Origin of the sequence: Xanthomonas sacchari (genome assembly GCF_024266585.1) — a bacterium.
In the GTDB taxonomy this organism is placed as follows: Bacteria; Pseudomonadota; Gammaproteobacteria; order Xanthomonadales; family Xanthomonadaceae; genus Xanthomonas_A; species Xanthomonas_A sacchari_C.
The window spans coordinates 4,349,516-4,371,469 of the sequence record NZ_CP100647.1; the positions used below are offsets into that span (position 1 = coordinate 4,349,516).

The 21,954-nt window shown below is 71.5% G+C and carries 12 protein-coding genes and 1 pseudogene; 3 read left to right on the top strand and 10 right to left on the bottom strand.

Going from position 1 to position 21,954, the window contains the following annotated elements; translation table 11 throughout:
* Positions 1-118: 118 nt before the first annotated feature.
* The 7 genes and pseudogenes from gspE to xerD all read right to left on the bottom strand — a co-directional run bounded on the left by gspE (position 119) and on the right by xerD (position 16,545).
* Positions 119-1,849 carry a type II secretion system ATPase GspE gene (gspE, locus tag NKJ47_RS18280; RefSeq protein ID WP_254459162.1) on the bottom strand — a complete coding sequence of 577 codons (1,731 nt, stop codon included), beginning with the start codon at positions 1,847-1,849 and terminating at the stop codon, positions 119-121.
* 314 nt (positions 1,850-2,163) lie between these two features.
* A complete protein-coding gene (locus NKJ47_RS18285) occupies positions 2,164-4,059 on the bottom strand; it encodes a S8 family peptidase (RefSeq protein ID WP_254459163.1) in 1,896 nt (631 codons plus the stop codon).
* Between the two features lie 156 nt (positions 4,060-4,215).
* A complete protein-coding gene (locus NKJ47_RS18290; protein WP_429002551.1) occupies positions 4,216-9,231 on the bottom strand; it encodes a beta strand repeat-containing protein in 5,016 nt (1,671 codons plus the stop codon).
* Positions 9,208-9,525, bottom strand: a pseudogene (locus NKJ47_RS20840) (ESPR domain-containing protein); the annotation flags it as partial. The pseudogene NKJ47_RS20840 and the gene NKJ47_RS18290, both read right to left, overlap by 24 nt.
* 757 nt (positions 9,526-10,282) lie before the next feature.
* On the bottom strand, positions 10,283-14,353 hold the full coding sequence (gene purL, locus NKJ47_RS18295; RefSeq protein WP_254459165.1) for a phosphoribosylformylglycinamidine synthase: 4,071 nt from the start codon (positions 14,351-14,353) through the stop codon (positions 10,283-10,285).
* Positions 14,354-14,665: 312 nt separating this feature from the next.
* On the bottom strand, positions 14,666-15,472 hold the full coding sequence (locus NKJ47_RS18300) for a DsbC family protein (protein WP_254459166.1): 807 nt from the start codon (positions 15,470-15,472) through the stop codon (positions 14,666-14,668).
* 98 nt (positions 15,473-15,570) lie between these two features.
* Complete coding sequence (gene xerD, locus NKJ47_RS18305; protein ID WP_254459167.1) at positions 15,571-16,545, bottom strand: site-specific tyrosine recombinase XerD; 975 nt, start codon at positions 16,543-16,545, stop codon at positions 15,571-15,573.
* A gap of 193 nt (positions 16,546-16,738) precedes the next feature.
* Here xerD and NKJ47_RS18310 point away from each other — a divergent pair, with 193 nt between their 5' ends.
* Positions 16,739-17,215 carry an RDD family protein gene (locus NKJ47_RS18310; RefSeq protein ID WP_254459168.1) on the top strand — a complete coding sequence of 159 codons (477 nt, stop codon included), beginning with the start codon at positions 16,739-16,741 and terminating at the stop codon, positions 17,213-17,215.
* Positions 17,216-17,301: 86 nt separating this feature from the next.
* On the opposite strand, the gene NKJ47_RS18315 is transcribed toward NKJ47_RS18310, so the two are convergent.
* The 3 genes from NKJ47_RS18315 to lptF are packed head-to-tail and all read right to left on the bottom strand — an operon-like array spanning position 17,302 to position 19,801.
* Positions 17,302-17,610, bottom strand: a complete 309-nt coding sequence (locus NKJ47_RS18315; protein WP_254459169.1) for a hypothetical protein — start codon at positions 17,608-17,610, stop codon at positions 17,302-17,304.
* Between the two features lie 2 nt (positions 17,611-17,612).
* Positions 17,613-18,719, bottom strand: coding sequence for an LPS export ABC transporter permease LptG (lptG, locus tag NKJ47_RS18320; protein ID WP_254459170.1), 1,107 nt, complete (start codon positions 18,717-18,719; stop codon positions 17,613-17,615).
* A complete protein-coding gene (gene lptF, locus NKJ47_RS18325) occupies positions 18,716-19,801 on the bottom strand; it encodes an LPS export ABC transporter permease LptF (protein WP_160948123.1) in 1,086 nt (361 codons plus the stop codon). The genes lptG and lptF overlap by 4 nt, the downstream gene beginning before the upstream one ends.
* 107 nt (positions 19,802-19,908) lie before the next feature.
* Here lptF and NKJ47_RS18330 point away from each other — a divergent pair, with 107 nt between their 5' ends.
* The gene (locus NKJ47_RS18330) at positions 19,909-21,390 is read left to right on the top strand and encodes a leucyl aminopeptidase (RefSeq protein WP_254459171.1); all 1,482 of its coding nucleotides are present in this window, start codon (positions 19,909-19,911) and stop codon (positions 21,388-21,390) included.
* Between the two features lie 108 nt (positions 21,391-21,498).
* The gene (locus tag NKJ47_RS18335) at positions 21,499-21,924 is read left to right on the top strand and encodes a DNA polymerase III subunit chi (protein ID WP_254461470.1); all 426 of its coding nucleotides are present in this window, start codon (positions 21,499-21,501) and stop codon (positions 21,922-21,924) included.
* The last annotated feature ends 30 nt before the right edge of the window (positions 21,925-21,954 follow it).

Consider the following 21,954-nt stretch of genomic DNA (forward strand, 5'->3'; position numbering starts at 1 on the left):
GGAATGGGGAATCGGGAGTGGGAAAGCGCGTCGTGCACGTTCGCTGCGTACCCGGGCGCCGGCCGCGAGCGCATGGCGAAGCACCACGCTGCCATCGCCGGAGCGCATGCCGCGCGCATCAGGTTTCCTCCGTCACGCGCAGCACTTCCTCGATCGTGGTCTGGCCGCTGAGCGCCTTGGCCAGGCCGTCCTCGTACATGGTGCGCATGCCGGCCTCGCGCGCCAGTTGCTCGATCTCGCCCATGCCGGCGTGGCGCATCACCGCACGCCGCAGCGCGTCGTTCATCACCAGGAATTCCATGATGGTGGTACGGCCCACGTAGCCGGTCGGGGCGAGCGCCGAGGGCCGCGGGCGGTACAGGAAGATCTCGCCCTCCGGCTGCAGCCGGCGCAGCTCGAACTTCTCGATCTCTTCCGGCGAGGCCGCATAGCGCTCGGCGTGGGTCGGCTCCAGCCGCCGCACCAGGCGCTGGGCGAGGATGCCGTTGATGGTGGAGGTCAGCAGGTAGTCCTCCACACCCATGTCGAGCAGGCGGGTGATGCCGCCGGCGGCGTTGTTGGTGTGCAGGGTGGACAGCACCAGGTGGCCGGTCAGCGCGGACTGGATGGCGATGCGCGCGGTTTCCAGGTCGCGCATTTCGCCGATCATGATGATGTCCGGGTCCTGGCGCACGATGCTGCGCAGCGCATGCGAGAAATCCAGGCCGATCTGCGGCTTGGCCTGGATCTGGTTGATGCCCTCGATCTGGTATTCGACCGGGTCCTCGACGGTGATGATCTTGACGTCGGCGGTGTTGAGCTGGCTCAGCGCGGTGTACAGCGTGGTGGTCTTGCCCGAGCCGGTGGGGCCGGTGACCAGCAGGATGCCGTGCGGCTGCTCCAGCACCTTGCGGAACTGCGGCAGGAACGCGTCGGTGAAGCCGAGCCGGTGGAAGTCGAATACCACGGTCTCGCGGTCGAGCAGGCGCATCACCACGCTCTCGCCGTGCGCGGTGGGCACGGTGCTCACGCGCAGGTCCAGTTCCTTGCCCTGCACCCGCAGCATGATGCGGCCGTCCTGCGGCAGGCGGCGCTCGGCGATATTGAGCTTGGCCATGATCTTGACGCGGCTGATCACCGCCGCGGTCAGGTTGGCCGGGGGGCTCTCGCCGTCGATCAGCACGCCGTCGACGCGGTAGCGCACCTTCAGCCGGCTCTCGAACGGTTCGATGTGGATGTCCGAGGCGCGCAGTTCCACCGCGCGCTGGATCACCAGGTTCACCAGCCGGATCACCGGCGCCTCGGAGGCGAGATCGCGCAGGTGTTCGATGTCGTCGGCGGCGACGCTGTCGCCGTCGGCGGTCTCCACGATCGCGCCCATCGCGCTGCGGCCCTGGCCGAACCAGCGCTCGATCAGGTCGTCGATCTCCGAGCGCAGGCCGACCCGCGGCAGCACCTGCAGGCCGGTGGCCAGGCGTACCGCGTCGGCGGCATAGGCGTCGTGCGGATCGGCCATCCACAGTTCCAGCACGCCGTCGCGCTCGCCCAGCGGACACACATGGAACTGCTTGAGGAAGCGCAGCGACAACGGTTGCGCCTCGGGCAGGCTTTCCGGCGCGGTGGCCGGCAGCTGCTTGGCGTCCAGCAGCGGCAGGCCCAGGACCTCGGCGCTGAGTTCGGCATGGTCGCGCTCGGAGACCAGGCCCAGGCGCGCCAGCAGCGCCAGCAGGCCGCCGCCGGACTCGCGCTGCAACTGCCGCGCGCGCGCCAGGTCGCCGTCCTTGAGCCGGCCCTTGGCCAGCAACGCCTCGATGATGCGGGTTTCGGGCGTATCGACGGCGACGGCAGTGTCCTTCACGAGCGCGTTCACGCTATCCCTCCCAGATGACCGTGCGACTTTAGCAGTTCGGCGCGACCCGACGCCGAATCCGGCGCGCGCCGTCGCCACTGTCTACCGGGCGGCAGGGTGCCGACCCGGCGGCGCCCGTCGCGGTCATCGCACTGACATGCCGGAAGGATAAGCTGAGCGGGCGCGCAGCGCGCCGCCGCGGCCACCAGCACCTGGTGTTCCATGCGCTCGGCGACTCGGCGATCGTCGGGCCGGTGCGCCGGCCCCAGACGCAGGAAACCCGGCCGGAGCCGGGTTTCCAGGGACTGCGTGGCGCTTCCCTGCGCCGCGTGCGCTTACTGGCGCGCGACCAGGCTGACGCCGCTGTAGGCGCTCTCGCCGACCAGCTTGATGTAGTAGGTGCCGGCCTGCGGCGCGGTGAAGCGCACCGTCTCGTTGTTGCCCGGACGGGTCGACTTGGCGTCGGCGTTGCCGGCACTCGGCTCCTTGCCGAAGCTCACGTACAGCGAGACGTTGCCGCTGCCGCCGTAGGTGAGGAAGCTCAGCACCGCACCGGCCTTGGCCTCGAAGCTGTACAGCGCCTCGTTGCCCGCGGCACCGGCCAGACCCGCGACCGCCACCTTGTTGGTCAGCGCGGTCGCGGTCGGCGCGCACTGCTCGGTGGCCGGATCGCACGGCTCTTCCAGCGCCTTGGCCAGCGCGGCCTTGGCATCGACGATGCCGGTGCCGATCGGGGTACTGGACGGGATCGACACCGGGAACGGTCGCGCGGTCTGCTTGAGCAGGGTCTCCAGCGCGGCCGGGGTCAGCGGCGCCTTGCCCGCGGCGATCAGCGCGCTCTGCACCAGCGCCGCCACCGCCGCCACGTGCGGCGAGGCCATCGAGGTGCCGCCCATGCCCATGTAGGTGTAGCTGCCGGAGGTGGGCGTGGTCGCGCCGGTGTAGCCGTTCTGCCAGACGTAGCCGCCCGGGTTGCCGTCGACGCTGCCGCCGCCGCCGGGACCGGACAGGTCCACCTTGGCGCCGTAGTTGGAGTAATAGGTGATGCCGCCGGTGATGCGGGTGGCGCCGACCGCGATCACGTTGTCGCAGCTGGCCGGGCTGAAGTTGGCGGCGTTGGCGGTGTTGTTGCCGGCGGCCACCACCACCGTGGTGCCGCGCGACACCGCGCCGTTGATCGCGTCCTGGGTGACGCTGTCGCAGGCGCCGCTGCCGCCCAGCGACATGTTGATCACTTCGGCCGGGTTCTGGTTGGCCGGCACGCCGGACACGGTGCCGCCCGAGGCCCAGATGATCGCGTCGGCGATGTCGGAGGTGTAGCCGCCGCACTTGCCGAGCACGCGCACCGGCAGCACGGTGGCGTTGGGCGCCACGCCGGCCATGCCGACGCCGTTGTTGGTCGCTTCGGCCACGGTGCCGGCGACGTGGCTACCGTGCCAGGAGCTGTCCTCGGCCGACGAGCCGGTGTAGCACTCGTTGGCGTTCTCGACCCAATCGCCGTAGTCCAGCGCGCCCGGTACGCGGGCATCGGTCGGACGCCGCGAGGTCGCCGCGTCGGAAATGAAGTCGTAGCCCTGCAGCAGGTTCACCGCCACGTCCGGATGGTTCGGCAGGATGCCGGTATCGAGCACCGCCACCACCACGCCGTCGCCCTTGGACACGTCCCACGCGGCCGGCGCGTTGATGCCGCCGTTGGCGTTGCTGTAGTGCCACTGGTACTGCGCGTACAGCGGATCGTTGGGCACGAACTGCGGCTGCACCTGCGCCTTGGCCCGCAGCACTTCCACCGGCCGCAGCTTGGCGTCGACCTGCGCGTATTTCACCGCCGGGTCGGCGGCGATTTCCGCCACCACCTTGTCCACGTCGGCCTTGCTCAGCTTGCCGGTCAGGCGGATCAGGTCCGCGCCGATGCCCAGGGTGCGCACGTACTCGGCGCGCACGCTGGCCGCGGCCGCGCGCGAGATGCCGTTGCCGCCGCCGAGGCTGGCGCGGCCCACCGCCGACTGCACCGCCGACAGCTTGGCGCTGCGGTCGCTGGCCGCGGCGCTGCCGGCGTTGTAGCGCACCAGGATGCGGTTGGAGGTCACCGCATCGGCCGGCGCGGACCTGCCCGGCTCCTTGACCGGCAGCGGCGCCGAAGCGCCGGCCGCGACTGCGCTCGAGGCGCCCAGCGACATCGCCAGCATGGCGGCGGCGATGGCATTGATACGAAGGTTTTGCTTGTCGATCACGTTGACGTCCTCTTCAAAGTTTCGTGGATCAGGCGACAGTTGCGGCCGTAAAACTCCCTTTTCCGAATCCGTTGGCCGGCCCAGCCAAGGTCCTGTGGTCTGCCCCCTCAGGCCGTTGAGTGGCGGACGGCGGCACGCGCCGCCGTCCGCGATGGATCACCAGCCGAAACCGGCACCGATGCCGATGGAGCTGTCGTCGCCGCTGAAGGCACCGCCGATGGTCACCGTGGCGCGGTCGCTGAAGGCGCGCTGGTAACCCACCGACAGCGCCGACTCGCCGTTCTGGAAGCCGATGCCGGCGCCGACCCGGTTCTGGGTGCGGATGCCGGCGGCGCTGGTGGCCATGTTGAGCATGGCCGCGCTCATCGCGCCCTGGCGGTCGATGCGGCGGTCCTGGTCGCGCAGGCGCGCATCGACGTCGCCGCGCAGCACCTCGAAGCTGTCGGCCATGGTGCCGAAGCGCGCATCGGTGTACGACTTGGCGGTGGCCACACCGTTGTCGAGCTGGCTCTTGTTGACCGCATCGGTGGCCTGGGTGCCGGCGGCGACGTGGGCGAGCTGGCGCTCGTTGCCGGCGCTGCCGATCGAGACCGTCTGTGCGCGATCGGCCACCGACCCCTGGCCCAGCGCCACCGCGCCCTGCGCCGTGGCGCTGGCGCCCTGGCCGATGGCGGTGCCCGAGGCCGCGCTGACGCTGGCGCCCTCGCCCATCGCCACCGCATTGGTCGCCACCGCCGCGATGTGGCTGTTGGCGCCCACCGCGGTGCTGCCGTCGGCATTGACCTTGGCGTTGCTGCCGATCGCGGTGTCGTTGGGGCCGTGCGCGTAGGCGCTGCCGCCGATCGCGGTGCCGGTGACGTCGTTGGCGCGTGCGGCAGCGCCGACCGCGGTGGCAGCGGCGGCCACCGCCGTGCTTTCGCCGACCTGCGCGGTGCCGATGCTGCCGGACACCGGCGTCGCCGCCGCGGTTGCAGCCGTCGCGGCCGATGCCGCAGGCGCGGCCTCGCTGGCCTGCGCAGCCACCGCACTGGCGCTGACCATGCGCGCGCTGCGGGCCACGGTGGCGCTGCCGCCGGTGCGCGCATCCAGTTCGCTGACCTTGCCGTCCAGCGCCGCCAGCGCCGCACCGACGTTGTTGTAGCTGGCCCCCTGGATCACGTAGGTCGGCGCCACGAACAGGCCCTGCGCGCCGAGCCCGGCGCCGCCGCCCAGGAACGTGGCCATGTTGCTCAGCGACTGGTACAGCTGGCCGCCGTTGATCGCCTCGGTGCTGCCGGCGGCCACGCTGCCGGCGGTCAGGTTGACGATGCGCCGGGTGGCCGGACCGCCGCGGCCGTTGCCGCTGCCCAGCGACACGGTGTCGGCCTCGTACGCCCGCGAACCGGCGCCGAGCGCGACTGCGTTGTCCGCGGAGACGCCGGCATTGGCGCCGAGCGCGACGCCGTTGCTGCCGCTGTTGCGGACGAAGCTGTTGTAGCCCATCGCCACGCCGTTCTCGCCGATCGCATTGGTCTGCAGGCCGATCGCGGTGCTGCGCGCGCCGGTCGCCGAGCTGCCGGCACCGGTGGCGGTGGCACCGGCGCCGGCGGCGACGCTGCCCACGCCCAGCGCGGAACTGCGCAGGCCGCTGGCGGTGGCGCCGGCACCGGCCGCGGTGCTGTCCACGCCGCTGGCGCTGGCCACCGCGGTGCCGGAACTCTGGAAGCGCGCACTGGTGTCGCCGGCGGCCGAGGCCACCGCGTCCAGCTGCGCCTTGTTCACCGCATCGGTGGCGTTGACCGCGGCCCCGACATTGGTGATGCGGCGCGTGGCCGGCGCGGTGACGCCGTTGCCGCCGCCCACCGACACCACGTTGGCTTCGCTGGTGCGCGCGCCCGAGCCCAGGGCCACGCTGCCGGCGCCGCTGGCCGAGGCATTGATGCCCAGCGCCGTGGCATTGGCGCCGCCGTAGGCGAAGGCGTTCTGGCCGATCGCGGTGCCGCCCTGCGCGGTGGCCCAGGCGAACTGACCGACCGAGGTGGTCTGCGCCGCGGTGGCCCAGGCCGAGGCACCGAGCGCGGTCGCGTCCTCGCCGGTGGCGCGGGCGCTGTAGCCCAGCGCCGCGGCATACGCGCCGGACGCGGTGCTGCCCCAGCCCAGCGCCGAGGCGTAGTTGCCCGCGGCCGCCGCCCCGTAGCCGAACGCACTGGTGCGGGTGCCGCTGGCGTTGCTGAAGGCGCCGACCGCGGTGCTGTAGTCGCTGCCGGCGCTGGCCTTGTAGCCGTTGGCGGTGGCCTGCAGTCCGCTGGCGAGGGCGCCGGCGCCGCTGGCGCTGCTGAACGTGCCGCTGGCCTGCGCCCCCGCGCCCAGCGCGGTGGCACCGGCGGCGCTGGCGGTGGTGGTGCCGTCGAGCAGCACGTTGCCGGCCGCATCGGTGTAGTACAGCGAGCCGCCGATCGCGGTGCTGGACTCGCCGGTGGCGGTGGCGTTGTAGCCGGACGCGGTGGCGTAGCGGGCGCCGGCCAGCGCGCCGCTGCCGAACGCCGAGGCGCCGGTGCCGTAGGCGTTGCTGGCCTCGCCGGCGGCGGTGGCGTAGGTGCCTTCCACGTAGCTGCCGACATCGTCGGCCGGATCGCTGCCGCCGTTGGCCTTGAACTGCTTGCCGGTGGCGTCGGCGGACTGCTTCACCGCCTCCAGCTGGGCGACGTTGACCGCGTCGGTGGCCTCGGTGCCGGCGGCGACGCTGGTGATCTGCCGCTCATTGCCGGCGCTGCCCACCGAGACGGTGTTGTCGCGCGCCGCCGTGGAGTTCGCACCCAGCGCCACGCTGTTGATGCCGGACGCGGACGCGCCGTAGCCGAACGCACTGGCGCTGTCGGCGCTGGCGTAGCTGAGGCTGCCGAGCGCGCTGCTGAAGTCGGCGGTGGCGCCGGCGCCGGCACCGAACGCGGCGCTGTTGGCGCCGGACGCCTCGGCCGGGATCAGCCCGAAGAACGAGGTGCCGCCGACCGCCACGCTCTCCTCGCCGGAGGCCACGCTGTACTCGCCCACCGCCACGCTGCTGCTGCCGGACGCGGTGGAAGACACGCCGACCGCGGTGCCGTAGCTGCCGGAGGCGAGCGCGCCATAGCCCAGCGCCGAGGACAGATAGCCGCTGGCCTCGCTGTAGCCGCCGAGCGCGGTGGCGCCGGTGCCCGAGGCGGTGCTGCGGAAACCGGTCGCCGTGGCCTGGTTGTCCGAGGCCACCGCTTCGTTGCCGGTGGCGGTGGCATAGGTGCCGCTGGCCTGCGCGCCGGCGCCGCTGGCGGTGGCGCCGATCTCGCTGGCCTGGGCGTTGCTGCCGATGGCGATGCTGTTCTCGCCCGCAGCCTGGCTGGCATTGCCCAGCGCGACCGCGTCGACGCCGCTGGACACGGCGTTGAAGCCGATCGCGGTCGCCCCGGCGGCCACCGCATTGGCGCCGCCGCCGAGCGCGGTGGCGCCGTCGGCGGTGGCGTTGGCCGCCTCGCCGGCGGCCAGCGCGTTGTCGCCGTCGACCAGCGCGCCGGCATCGCTGTCGGCGCTGCCGCTGGCCTGGAAGTACTTGCTGGTAGTCGCTGCCGCCTGCTTCACCGCGTCCAGCTGGGCGACGTTGACCGCGTCGGTGGCCTCGGTGCCGGCGGCGACGTTGGCGATCTGCCGCTCCTTGCCGGCGCTGCCCACCGACACGCTGCCGGCACGATCGGCGACCGATCCCTGGCCGAGCGCGACGCTGTCGCTGGCCGCGGCCTTTGCACCGTAGCCCAGCGCGGTGGAATCGTCGGCCTGCGCCCAGGACGCGGCGCCGAACGCGGCGCTGGAGACGCCGTCGGCCGAACTCAGCCAGCCGACCGAGGTGGAGAACGCGCCGTTGGCCCAGGCGCCGGCGCCGAACGCGCTGCCGCCTTCGCCCCGCGCCTCGGTGACGTACTGGCCGAGCACGCTGCCGCCCACGGCGGTACTGGACGCGCCGCTGGCCAGGCTGGAAAAGCCCACCGCCACGGCCTCGCCGCCGCTGGCGTTGGCGCCGTAGCCGAACGCGGAGGCGAGGTCGCCGCCGGCCTGGCTGAAGCCGCCGGTGGCGGTCGCGGCCAGCCCGGTGGCGGCGGCGGAGAAGCCGGTGGCGGTGCTCTGCACGCCGTCGGCGCGCGCCGCGGTGCCCAGCGCGGTGGAGAACGCGCCATTGGCCTGCGCGCCGGCGCCGAACGCGCTGGCGCCCTGCTCGGCCGCGGTGGTGGTGCCTTCCAGCAGCACCTCGCCGTTGTCGTCGACGATCGACAGCGCACCGCCGACCGCGGTCGCCGAGGCGCCGACGGCGGTGGCGTTGCTGCCGACCGCGGTGGCATTGCCGCCCAGCGTGGTGGCGCCGCTGCCCAGCGCGCTGGCGCCGTCGCCGATGGCGTTGGCGCCTTCGCCGGCGGCCACCGCATTGGCGCCCTCGACGTAGGCGCCGGCATCGCTGGCGTCGCTGCCGCTGGACTGGAAGTACTTGGCGGTGGTGTCGGCGGTCTGCCGGACCGCGTCCAGCTGCGCCACATTGACCGCATCGGTGGCCTCGGTGCCGGCGGCCAGGTTGGTGATCTGCCGTTCGTCGCCGGCCTTGCCGACCGAGACGCTGTTGTCGCGATCGGCCAGCGCATCGGCGCCCAGCGCCACGCTGTTGCGGCCCTGCGCGACCGCGCTATTGCCCAGCGCGGTGCTGTTGAAGCCGCTGGCGCTGGAGAAGCCGCCGACCGCGGTGGCGTACGCGCCGGTCGCGTCGGCCGCCAGACCGACCGCGGCGCTGGCCGCACCGGAAGCGATGCTCTCGGCGCCGAGCGCGGTCGCACCATCGCCATTGGCGGTGCTGTAGTAGCCGAGCGCGCTGGACTCCACGCCGCTGGCTTCGCTGAGCGTGCCGCTGGCCACGCTGCCGTCGCCGCTGGCGTTGCTGGCCGCGCCGGTCGCGGTGCTCTGTGCGCCGCTGGCATTGCTCTCGGCACCGACCGCGGTGGCGTAGTCGCCGCTGGCGCTGGCGTTGTCGCCGATCTGCACGGCCTGTGCCTGCGCCACCGCGGGCAGGCCCGCCGCGCCGGCGCCCAGCGCCAGGGCGATCGCGCCGGCCAGGGCTAGGCCGTGCGCACGGGCGGCACGACGGTCGCGGACGAGCGCGCCACGCGCGTCGCCGCTGGCCAGTTCCGATGCCACCACCCACATCCCCAACGCGTTGTTCCAGACCTTGCGATAAATCCGATTCATCGACGACTGCTCCTCAATTCGGCTGGTTTTGGTCAAAAAGCCACCCTCGCCCGGCGTTCCGGCCGGCCGACCCCCTGTCGGTTTTTTGGTGCCGCACGTCCCGATACGGGACCCGAGAGGCTCACGCCTGTCGCTGCTCGGAGCTGAAGATGAACCGAGGTGGAATGCGGAACTGGCCGAAGTGTTAACCCGGTCTCTCGCGTACGTCAAGTTTTTGACTTGCGACGACATAGGCCGTGACAAAGACCGCGAATTCAGGTCGTTTTCGTTAATTTTTCGGTAAATATCAATAAAAACAACCGGGTCACGCCAAATTTTCGGCACACACCTTGCCAGCCTTGACACATTGCGTTTGGCGCGATTTCGTTACCCGTCAAGGACTTGACGCAAACGCGTGGTAGGCGCATCCAGACCCGCCAACGCGAGGCGAGCGACGGACGCGGAGGGCGCCGATTGCGCGAAACACGCAGCCGACGTCGCGCGGCAGCCCGGGCTGGAGCGTTGGAGGTCTGGGAGGGAGCCACGCTTGGCGGCGGCGCAGCGGAGAGCGCCATGCGTGCGCGCCACTGGCCTGCGCGAGACGCCGAATGGCGCAGGCATGCGGACGCTGCCGCCATGACGGCAGCGCCAGAAGCGCCGCGATGCGCGTCGGAGCGGCTTCAGCCGCGACCGCGCACGCTCAGATCATCGGAATGGGGGTTGGGCCGAGACAACGCAGCTCGGCCCACAGGAAAAAACGACGGCATCGACCGCCCAGCCGCCGGCCCGGAGGCTGTCCAGCGTCGGGACTGGAGTCCCTCCCACACGGGATGCGGCGACGCGCGATCCAGCGCCTGCGCCGCGCGACCAATCCAGAGACGCTGCGCGGTGCGCCGCGTGGTGCTGTATCTGCATCCCCCAGCACGCGGCAGGGCCCACGGCAGCGTGTCGCCGCCGAGGCCGTCCTGGCGCATCGCCATCGCGGCGCACGCCAGGCGCAACGCCGGGCTCAGCCCACCCAGACCCGCGCGTTGCGGAACATGCGCAGCCACGGCGCCTCGTCCGGCCACTCCGCCGGATGCCAGCTGAGGTTGAGCGAGCGCAGCGTGCGCTCGGGATGCGGCATCAGGATCGTCACCCGGCCGTCGTCGCTGGTCAGGCCGGTGATGCCGTCGGGCGAGCCGTTCGGGTTCAGCGGGTACTGCGTGGCGACGGCGCCATGGCCGTCGACGAAACGCAGCGCCACGCGCGCGGCGGCCTGGTCCACCGCGCTGTCGAACTCGGCGCGGCCTTCGCCGTGCGCCACCGCCACCGGGATGCGCGAGCCGGCCATGCCGCGCAGGAAGATCGACGGCGATTCCACCACTTCCAGCAGGCTGGTGCGCGCCTCGAACTGCTCGCTGCGGTTGCGCAGGAAGCGCGGCCAGTGCTCGGCACCGGGGATGATGTCCTTGAGCTGGCTGAGCATCTGGCAGCCGTTGCACACGCCCAGGGCGAAGCTGTCGCTGCGCGCGAAGAACGCGGCGAAGGCATCGCGCAGCGCCGGCCGCTCCAGGATCGAGGTGGCCCAGCCGCGCCCGGCGCCGAGCACGTCGCCGTAGCTGAAGCCACCGCAGGCGGCCAGGCCGACGAAGTCGGCCAGGTCGACGCGGCCGGCGATCAGGTCGCTCATGTGCACGTCGAAGGCGCGGAACCCGGCCCGTTCGAACGCATTGGCCATCTCGATCTGGCCGTTGACGCCCTGCTCGCGCAGGATCGCCACCTTCGGCCGCTGGCCGCTGGCCACGAACGGCGCGGCGATGTCCTCGGTCGGGTCGAAGGCCAGCTTCGGCTTCAGCCCGGGCGCGGCGAAGTCGCGCGCCAGCGCGCGCTCCTCGGCGGCGCTGTCGGGGTTGTCGCGCAGCGTCTGCATGGCGTGGGTCACCGACCACCAGGCGTCGAACAGCTCCTCCCAGCGCCATTCGGCCAGGGTCTTGCCACCCAGGCCCACGCGTACCGCCGCCGCGGTGCTGGGGCGGGCGATGCGCTGTGCGCATTCGGTCAGCGCGTGGCGCTCGACCAGGTCGGCGAAGGCGGCGCGGTCTTCGCGCGCGACCTGCACCACCGCGCCCAGTTCCTCGTTGAACAGGCTGCGGAACGGATCGTCGCCCCAGGCATCGAGGGTGATGTCCAGCCCCTGCCGCGAGGCGAACGCCATCTCGCACAGCGCGGCGAACGCGCCGCCGTCGCTGCGGTCGTGATACGCCAGCAGCAAGCCGGCCTCGCGCGCATCGCGGATCAGCTCGAAGAACGCGCGCAGCCGCTGCGGGTCGTCCAGGTCCGGCACCGCCCCGCCGAACGCCGGCAACGCACCGTCGCCATGCACCTGCGCCAGCACCGAACCGCCCAGGCGCTGCTTGCCGCCGCCCAGCCCGATCAGCCACAGCTCGCTGTCGGCCTCGCGCGCCAGCAACGGCGTCAACTGCGCCCGCGCATCGGCCACCGGCGCGAACGCGGAGACGATGAGCGAGACGGGCGAGACGCTTTTGTGCGTCTCGCCTTTGTGCGTCTCGCCGGGACTGGTGAATGGGGAATCGGGAAGCGGAGAAGCGGCGGCATCGGTGGCGGACGCATCGCGCTTTTCCCGATTCCCGATTCCCGATTCCCGATTCACGGCGGTCACCGCCCACTGCGCCTGCATCGACAGCGAGTCCTTGCCCACCGGGATGCTCAGGTCCAGCTGCGGGCACAGTTCCATGCCCACCGCCTTGACCGCGGCGTACAGGCGCGCGTCCTCGCCGTCATGGTTGGCCGCGGCCATCCAGTTCGCCGACAGCTTGACCTGGTCCAGCGCCTGCACCGGCGCCGCGCACAGGTTGGTGATGGCTTCGCCCACCGCCATCCGCGCCGCCGCGGCGGCATCGAGCAGGGCCAGCGGGGTGCGCTCGCCGATCGCCATCGCTTCGCCGGCGTGGGTGTCGAACCCGGCCAGGGTGATCGCGCAATCGGCCAGCGGCAGTTGCCAGGGGCCGATCATCTGCTCGCGCGCGGTCAGGCCGCCGACGCTGCGGTCGCCGATGGTGACCAGGAAGCTCTTGGCCGCCACCGTCGGATGCGCCAGCACCCGCAGCCCGGCCTCGCGCAGGTCCAGCGCATCGGTGTCCAGCTCCGGCCAGCGCGGCGCCGGCGGCTGCCGGGTGTCGCGGTGCATCTTCGGCGGCTTGCCGAAGAGCACGTCCATGGGCAGGTCGATGGGATGCTGGGAATGGGGAGCGGGGAATGGGGAATGGGCAACAGCGGGGTATGCCTGCTTTTCACCATTGCCGGTTCCCGATTTTCCATTCCCGCCGCCGAGCACCCCGTAGCCCACGACCAGCCGTTCCTCGGCAGTCGCCACACCCACGGCGGCAAACGGACAGCGCTCGCGCTCGCACAGGGCGGCGAACTCGGCCAGGCGCGCCTGCGGCACGCCGAGCACGTAGCGCTCCTGCGATTCGTTGCACCACAGCTGCATCGGCGACAGCGAGGGGTCGTCGCTGGGCACGCGGTCCAGGTCGATGATCCCGCCCACGCCGGAGTCGTGCAGCAGTTCGGGAATGGCGTTGGACAGGCCGCCGGCGCCGACGTCGTGGAACCAGCGGATCGGGTTGTCCGCGCCCAGCGCCACGCAGCGGTCGATGACCTCCTGCACGCGCCGCTCCATCTCCGGGTTGTCGCGCTGCACGCTGGCGAAATCCAGGTCCTCGGCGCTGTCGCCGGAGGCCACCGAACTGGCCGCGCCGCCGCCCAGGCCGATCAGCATCGCCGGGCCGCCGAGCACGATCACCGCATCGCCGGGCTGCAGCGGGATCTTCTCCACCTGCACGCGGTCGATCGCGCCCAGCCCGCCGGCCAGCATGATCGGCTTGTCGTAGGCGCGGGTCAGGTCCTGCGTTTCCGGCAGTTCGAAGCTGCGGAAATAGCCGAGCAGGTTGGGCCGGCCGAATTCGTTGTTGAACGCGGCGCCGCCGAGCGGGCCGTCCAGCATGATCTCCAGCGCCGGGGCCATGCGCGGGTTGAGCGGGCGCGCGCCCTCCCACGGCTGCGGCAGGGTGGGAATGCGCAGGTGCGAAACGCTGAAACCGGTCAGGCCGGCCTTGGGCTTGCCGCCGCGGCCGGTGGCGCCCTCGTCGCGGATCTCGCCGCCGGCGCCGGTGGAGGCGCCCGGGAACGGCGCGATCGCGGTCGGGTGGTTGTGGGTCTCGACCTTGATGCAGAACGCCGACGGCGTCACCGGCTCGCGGCGGTATTCGCCGCTGGCCGGATCCGGGCGGTAGCGCGCGGCCGGATGCCCTTCCACCACCGCCGCGTTGTCGCTGTAGGCGCTGAGCGTGTGCTGCGGGGTCTGCTGGTGGGTGTGCTTGATCATCCGGAACAGCGAGCGGTCCTGCTCCTTGCCGTCGATGGTCCAGCTGGCGTTGAAGATCTTGTGCCGGCAGTGCTCGGAATTGGCCTGCGCGAACATCATCAGTTCCACGTCGGCCGGAGCGCGGCCGAGCTCGCCGAAGCGCTGGCGCAGGTAGTCGATCTCGTCCTGGGCCAGGGCCAGGCCCAGGCGCGCGTTGGCCGCATCCAGCTGGTCCAGCGGGATGCGCTCGACCTCGCCGCGCGCCGGCGCCTGGAACAGCGCCTGCGCCTGCGCGGCGCCGTCCAGCAGCGACTGCGTCATCGGATCGTGCAGCAGCTTGGCCAGCGCCGCCTGGTCGGCCGGCGCCTGCGGCCAGCCGGCCAGGTCCAGGCGGGTGCCGCGCTCGACCCGGCGGATCGCCAGGCCGGCGCCGCGGACCAGTTCGGTGGCCTTGCTCGACCAGGGCGAGCGCGTGCCCAGCCGCGGCACCACGTAGCGCGAGCAGGTCCCCGCCGCGGCCGGCGCCGGTGCCTCCTGCGCCTGCAGGATGCGCCGCGCCGCGACCAGATCGAGCGACTCGGCGTTCTCGCCGTCGATGAAGTAGACATGCCAGGCGCCGGCGATACGCACACCGGGAACCAGGGACTGCAGGCGGGTTTCGAGCCGAGCGCGACGGAACGGCGAAAGGGCGGAAGCGCCCTCGAGGACGATCATGTCCGGGGAACCGTGTGAGGAAACGGGCTGGCTATTGTAGCGGAGAGCTGGGAATGGGGATTCGGGAATGGGGAATCGGCACAGCCGGCCGCCGAGCGGGGTCGGCGCACGCGGACGCTAGCGGTGGTTGGGCGCCAACGGACGCGGCGCTCCAGCGGCAAAACGCGGGGTGGCACCACCGGTGGCGCGAAGGTCGCACCGCCGGCCAAGGGGGAGAGACGCGCGTTCAGCGCTCGTGCCCGCGGGAACGAGCGACGTCGCGCCCATTCCCGATTCCCGTTTCCCCATTCCCGGCCGCTCAGCGCACGGCCCTTAACGGCTTCCGCCAGCCTTCGTCGCTTCCGCCGCGCGCTTGTCCAACGCCTCGCGCATCTTGGCCGGGGGCAGGTAGCCGCCGATCTGGGTGCCGTCCGGGGCGAAGATCGCCGGGGTGCCGTTGACGCCCAGGCGCTGGCCCAGGTTGTACTGCATGGTCACCGGGTTCTTGCAGTTGGTCGCGCCCGGCACCTTGCCGCTGCTCTTGGCCTCGGTCAGCGCCTGCTTCTTGTCCGCCGCGCACCACACCGCGACCATGTCCTTGAAGTCCTGGCTACCCAGACCCATGCGCGGGAACGCCAGGTATTCCACCGCGATGCCCTGCTTGTTGAGCTCGCCGATCTCGCTGTGCAGCTTGCGGCAGTAGCCGCATTCGATGTCGGTGAACACGCTGATGGTGTACTTGGGATTGGCCGGGGCGAACACGATGCGATCGGCGCGCGGCGCCGATTCCAGCAGCTTGCGGCGGTAGCTCAGCAGGCCCTCGCTGGAGGCGAACTGCTTCTCCTGGATGTCGAACGGCTGCGCCTGGAACAGGTAGCGGCCGTCGTCGGAGACGTACAGCACCTGGCCGCCGACCACCACCTCGCGGAAACCAGGGAACGGCGCGGCGCCGATGTAGTCGGGCTTGAAGTTGGGATCGAGCTGCAGCAGCGCCGCGCGCACGCGCTGTTCGCCCGGCGCGCCGCTGGCGGCGGGAGCGGCCTTGGCCCCGGCGGTGGCGCCGGCGGGCGGCGTGGTGGACTGTGCGCAGGCGGAGAGCGAAGCCGCGCCCAGCAGCGCGCAAAGAGCAAAACGGAGCATTGGCGATCCATGAGGGCTGCGAATCGCCCGATTGTCGCACACCCCCCGGCGCGCTCCATGTAGACAGGCTGAGCGGCCCGCCCGCGCCGCGGCGGCGTTCAGCCGCGCGGATGATGCTTGCGGTGCAGGCTCTGCAGGTGCTCGCGCGCGACCAGGGTGTAGATCTGGGTGGTGGACAGCGAACTGTGGCCGAGCAGCATCTGCAGCGCGCGCAGGTCGGCGCCGCGGTTGAGCAGATGGGTGGCGAAGCTGTGGCGCAGGCCATGCGGGCTGATCTTCGCCGGATCGATCCCGGCCACCGCCGCATAGCGCTTGACCAGCCCCCAGAACTGCTGGCGGGTCAGCGCGCGCCGGGCGGCGTCGATGAACAGCGGCACCACGCCGTCGCTGGCCGGCACCGCCTGCCCGGCCGCCAGCGCCGGCCGCGCGCTGTCCAGGTAGCGCTGCAGCCAGTGCTGCGACTCCTCGCCCAGCGGCACCAGCCGCTCCTTGCTGCCCTTGCCGGTGACCCGCAGCACGCCCTGGCGCAGGTTCACCGCGTTGGCCGGCAGGTTGACCAGCTCGCTGACGCGCAGGCCGGCCGCGTACATCAGCTCGAGCATGGCGCGGTCGCGCAGCCCCACCGGCGCGGACACGTCCGGCGCCGCCAACAGCGCATCGATCTGGCTCTCGGCCAGCGCCTTGGGCAGCGAGCGCGGCAGCCGCGGCGGCTCCAGCAGCGCGGTCGGGTCGTCGCCGCGCTCGCCGCGGCGCACGCGCAGGGCGAAGAAGGCGCGCAACGACGACAGCCAGCGCGCATTGCTGCGCGGCGAATAGCCCAGTTCGGTGCGCCAGGCCAGATAGTCGAACAGCGCCTGCCGATCGGCGCCGGCCAGGCCGCCGCCGACCCCGTCGCGCCAGCGCGCGAAGCCCTCCAGATCGCGGCGGTAACTCTCCAGGCTCTGCCGCGCCAGTCCCTGCTCGGCCCAGGCCGCATCCAGGAACTGCTGGATCGTCACCGCATCGGCCTCGCGCAGCGGCGCGAGCCGTTGCGCCTGCTGGCGGCGTTCGGCGGGGGAATGCAGGGAGGGCATGCGGGCGGGATTCGGGATTCGGGATTCGGGATTCGGGATTCGGGATTCGGGATTCGGGAGAGCCTAGCCGCTTTGCCCGGGGGCGCAAGGTCGGCGTGGCCGGGCAACGAGCGCCAGGATGGCGTGCGCGAGCGGCGCGACCGCGATGCACGCGGTCCACCGCAATCCGCGCGACTGGCTCTAAGCTGTGCCGATGAGCGCCTCGCCTCCCGCCTCCGCCCCCCGTCCACGCGCGCTGCTGCTGTGGCGGCTGCTGGCGCTGTTCTACGACGCCTGGCCGGTGCTGGCGCTGTGGTTTGTGGTCTCGGCGCTGTTCACCCTCGGCTACACGCTGGAGGGGCATGCGCCGCGCGAGAACATCGCCCCGTTCAGCGCCCTGCAGTGGCTACTGTGGCTGTGCTGCTGGGTCGTCGCCGGCCTGTACGCGACGCTGAGCTGGCGCCGCGGCGGCCAGACCCTGGGCATGCGTCCGTGGCGGCTGCGCCTGCACGGCGCCGACGGCAAGCCACCGAGCTGGAGCGCGCTGTGGCGGCGCTATCTGGTCGGGACCGTGTCGTTGCTGCTGGGTGGATTGGGGTTCTGGTGGGCGTTGTTCGATCGGGAACGGTTGACGTGGCATGACAGAGCCAGCGCTACCCGCTTGACCCGTCAATCCAAAGCCAAGCCCTGACCGCAGCAGAAAGCCGCACAGCGGCGCCCAGCCGTTGCTGACGTATCGGGATTAGGCGCCAAGCGGCCTCAGGAACGCTATGCCGCTCAACCTCGCATGGACCGCGGCAGACGCATGACAGCGCGCCGCACCAGTGCCTGCAGCGCACATCCGGTCAGATACAGCAGCAGCCCGAACGGCGGGATCAGCAGCAGATAGCGGGCGACCCAGGACAGGCCGGGCAGCGCACCATCCACACCCAACGCCTCCAACACCAGCAACTGCGGCGTCAACGGCAACTGCAAGAACACGAAACGGCCCTTGTCGTCGGCGCCAAGCGCCCCCCACACGCAGCACGCCACCAGCGCCGCATACAGCATGCACAGACCGAGGCCGAGCAGGCTGCGCCGGCGCACCGCTAGCTACTGCGTTTGCGGAACAGCAACCAGGACACGGTCAACATCACCAGCGGCGGCAAGGCGTAGGCGATGCGGTAGTCGAACTTCAGGGCACCGGCCATGCGCCCGAAGAACAGCTGCAGCAGCCAGAACACCAGCGCGAACAGGATGCCCAGGAACAGGCGCTTGCCCATGCCGCCGCTGCGCAGCGCGCCGAACGCGAACGGGATCGCGGCGAAGCACAGCGCCAGCACGTTCAGCGGATAGAACCAGCGGCTCCAGTACTGGTCCTCGTAGTCGCGCGCGTCCAGGCCGTTGCGGCGGCGGTACTCGATGCTGGTGTGCAGGTCGCGCGCGGACAGGTTGCGCGGCTTGGCCAGGCCCGAGGCCAGCGCCGCCGCATCCAGCCGCGATTGCCACGGCAGGCTGTCGAACTTCTCGCGCTGCACCGAGCGCTCGCCGAAGGTGTCGCGGTAGGCCTGCTTCAGGGTCCAGCCGTCATGGCGATGCTCGGCGATGGCGGCGTGGGTCAGCGAGGCCAGCCGGCCGTTGTCGTCCAGCGTGTACAGGCGCACGTCGCGCAGCTCCAGCCAGGTGCCGCCACCGTCCTCCAGGTGCTCTTCGCCGGCCTGCGCGTTGAGGAAGGTGTTGCCCTCGCGCGCCCACAGCCCGGAATAGCGGGCCATGCTCATGTCGCCGTTGTACTTGGCGTTGGCCTTGATCGCGTCGGCCTGGTTCTGCGCCCACGGCGCCAGGGTCTCGCCGTTGACCACCATGACCACGGTCAGCACCGCCATGGTCGAGGCTGCGGCCAGGCTCAGCCGGCGCCGCGACAGGCCCAGCGCGCGCAGCGCGGTCAGTTCGGAGGTGGCGGCGAGCTGCCCCAAGCCCATCAGCACGCCGATCACCGCACCGGTCGGGAACAGGGTGTAGGCGCGGCGCGGCACCGTGTAGGCCACGAACGCGGCGGCATGGCCCAGGCTGTAGCTGCCGGTGCCGATGACCTTGAACTCGTTGGACAGGGCCATGATCACGTCCAGGCCCAGCAGCACCGCCCAGGTCAGCAGCACCGTGCCGAGCACGGCGCGGCCCACGTACACATCATGCAGATTCGGACGCAGCCTCATGCCGGCTGCCTCCGCGGCCGCGACAGCCGGCCATCGCGCAGGTACATCCAGACCGACAGGGCCAGCAACGGCAGGGTCAGCCACCACAGGCCGAGCGCGCGCGGCAGCTTCTCGGTGCTCAGCCACTGGGTGCCGAGGAACATCAGGTTGGTGCCGACCAGGTAGGCCAGGAACGCCAGCATGATCCGGCCATAGCGCTGCTGCCGCGGCGAACTGCGCGACAGCGGCAGGGTCAGCAGGGCGAAGGCCAGCGCCAGCAGCGGCGGCGCCAGGCGCGCGTGCAACTGCGCATTGGCCTGCGGGCGCGGATCGCCGATCAGCTTGGCGGTGGGCAGCAGTTCCGGATCGTCGTCCTTGCGCGCGGCGTCACGGTCCGGCAGCGCCACGTCGTTGCTGACGAAGCGCATCATCCGGTAGTCCAGCCCGTCGCCGGCCAGCGGCCCTTCGACCCGGTAGCCGTCCTCCAGGCGCAGGTAGCGGTCGGCCTTGCCTTCGAAGAACATCGCGCCGCGCTGCGCGGTGACCACATCCAGGCGGCCGTCCTTCTGCCGCTGCATGAACACCTTGCTGAGCTTGGTGCCGTCCCCGGACAGGGTGCTGATGTAGACGATGCCGCCATCGGACAGCGGGGTGAAGCGGCCCGCCTCCAGCCCGGCCATCAGCAGGCTGTGGTTGGCCTCGTCGATCAGCCGGTCGGAGGTGCGGTCGGCCCAGGGGCCCAGCCACAGCGAGCACATGCCGACCAGGGTCACCACCGGGATCACCAGCATCAGGATCGGCCGCAGCAGGCGCCGCGGACCGACGCCGATGGCGGTGATCACCGCCATCTCCGAATCGCGGTACAGGCGCGCCAGCGCCAGCAGCAGGCCCAGCATCAGCGCCAGCGGCAGGATCAGCGGCAGGTACACCACGAACTGCAGGCCGAGCTGTGAAAACAACAACTTGGCCGGAATGCGGCCATCGGCGATGTTGCCCAGGATGTCCACCAGCACACCACCGACGCTGACCACCAGCAGCACGATCAGGGTGGCCGAGAAGCTCTGGACGAAATCGCGCAGCAGGTATCGATCGAGCTTCGGCATGGGGGTGGGTTGATTTAAACTCTCGGATTCGTTCGCGGCGGACCCAGCCTATTCGACTGGGGGTAAAGAGTCCGCGATTGTACGGATTTGCCAACGGAATCTGATCAATGGCCCTGGAATTCACCCTGAACCACGACGCCCCGGCCACCGCGGCGTTCGATTGCATCGTCGTCGGCGTGTTCGCCGACAAGCGCCTGTCCCCGGCCGCCCAGGCCCTGGACGCGGCCAGCGGCGGACGCCTGACCGCCCTCGCCGAGCGCGGCGACGTCAGCGGCAAGACCGGCGCCACTGCCCTGCTCCACGACCTGCCCGGCGTGAAGGCGCCGCGCGTGCTCGCGGTGGGCCTGGGCGACGCCGCCAAGTTCGGCGTGCCGCAGTACCTGAAGGCGGTCGGCGACGCCGCGCGCGCGCTCAAGAGCGGGCCGGCGGCCAACGCGCTGCTGACCCTGAGCGAGCTGGAGGTCAAGGGCCGGGACCAGGCCTGGGCGATCCGCCAGGCAGTGATCGCCAGCGACCACGCCTGCTACCGCTACACCGCCACCCTCGGTAAGAAGAAGCCCGACGACAGCGGCCTCGCCCGCCTGGCCGTGCATGGCGACGACGCCACCGCGCTGGCCCAGGGCGAGGCGATCGCCGCCGGCGTGACGTTCGCCCGCGAACTGGGCAACCTGCCGCCGAACCTGTGCACCCCGGCCTACCTGGCCGAGACCGCGGCCGCCTTCGCCCAGGGCGTGGACGGCGCCGAGGCCGAGATCCTCGACGAGACGCAGATGCAGGAACTGGGCATGGGCTCGCTGCTGGCGGTGGCGCGCGGCTCGGCCAACCGCCCGCGGCTGCTGGTGCTGAAGTGGCATGGCGGCGGCGACGCCCAGCCCTACGTGCTGGTCGGCAAGGGCATCACCTTCGATACCGGCGGCGTCAACCTGAAGACCCAGGGCGGCATCGAGGAAATGAAGTACGACATGTGCGGCGGCGCCAACGTCATCGGCACCTTCGTCGCCGCGGCCACCGCGCGCCTGCCGCTGAACCTGGTGGTGGTGGTGCCGGCGGTGGAGAACGCGATCGACGGCAATGCCTACCGCCCGTCGGACGTGATCACCAGCATGTCCGGCAAGACCATCGAGGTCGGCAACACCGACGCCGAGGGCCGCCTGATCCTGTGCGACGCGCTGACCTACGCCGAGCGCTTCAAGCCGGCGGCGCTGATCGACGTGGCCACCCTCACCGGCGCCTGCATGGTCGCCCTCGGCCACCAGACCGCCGGCCTGATGAGCAAGCACGACGACCTGGCCGCCGAACTGCTGGCCGCCGGCGAACACGTGTTCGACCGCGCCTGGCGCCTGCCGCTGTGGGACGAGTACCAGGGCCTGCTGGATTCCAGCTTCGCCGACGTCTACAACATCGGCGGCCGCTGGGCCGGTGCGATCACCGCCGGCTGCTTCCTGTCGCGCTTCACCGAAGGCCAGCGCTGGGCGCACCTGGACATCGCCGGCGTCGCCAGCGACGAAGGCAAGCGCGGCATGGCCACCGGCCGCCCGGTGGGGTTGTTGTCGCAGTGGTTGCTCGACCGCGTTGCGGCCGGGAATTGAGAAACGGGAATCGGGAATCGTGAAAAGCGCCTTGTCTGACCCAACCGGAGGCGGCGCGCGCGCCGCACGCTGTTCCCATTCCCCATTCCCCATTCCCCACTCCCAGCCCTGATGCGCGCCGACTTCTACCTGATCGCCAAGCCGCGGTTCCTCAACGAACCGCTGCGGCTGGTGTGCGAGCTGGCGCGCAAGGCCAACGACGCCAACCTGTGGACGCTGGTGCTGGCGCGCGACATGGCCCAGGCCGAGGAGCTGGACGAGCTGCTGTGGGCGTTCGACGACGAGGCCTACATCCCGCACCAGATCGCCGGCGCCGACGCCGACGAGGAAGAAGCGCAGGTGCTGATCGCCCCGCCCGGCGTCGACGCGCCGGCGCGGCCGCTGGTGATCAACCTGCGCGATGCGCCCTACCTGGGCGCCTGCGACCGCGTCCTGGAAGTGGTCCCGGCCGATCCGTCCGCACGCGAACCGCTGCGCGAGCGCTGGAAGCAGTACAAGGCCCAGGGCTACGCGGTCAACAAGCACGATATGTGATGCAGCGGAGAATCGGGAATGGAGAATCGG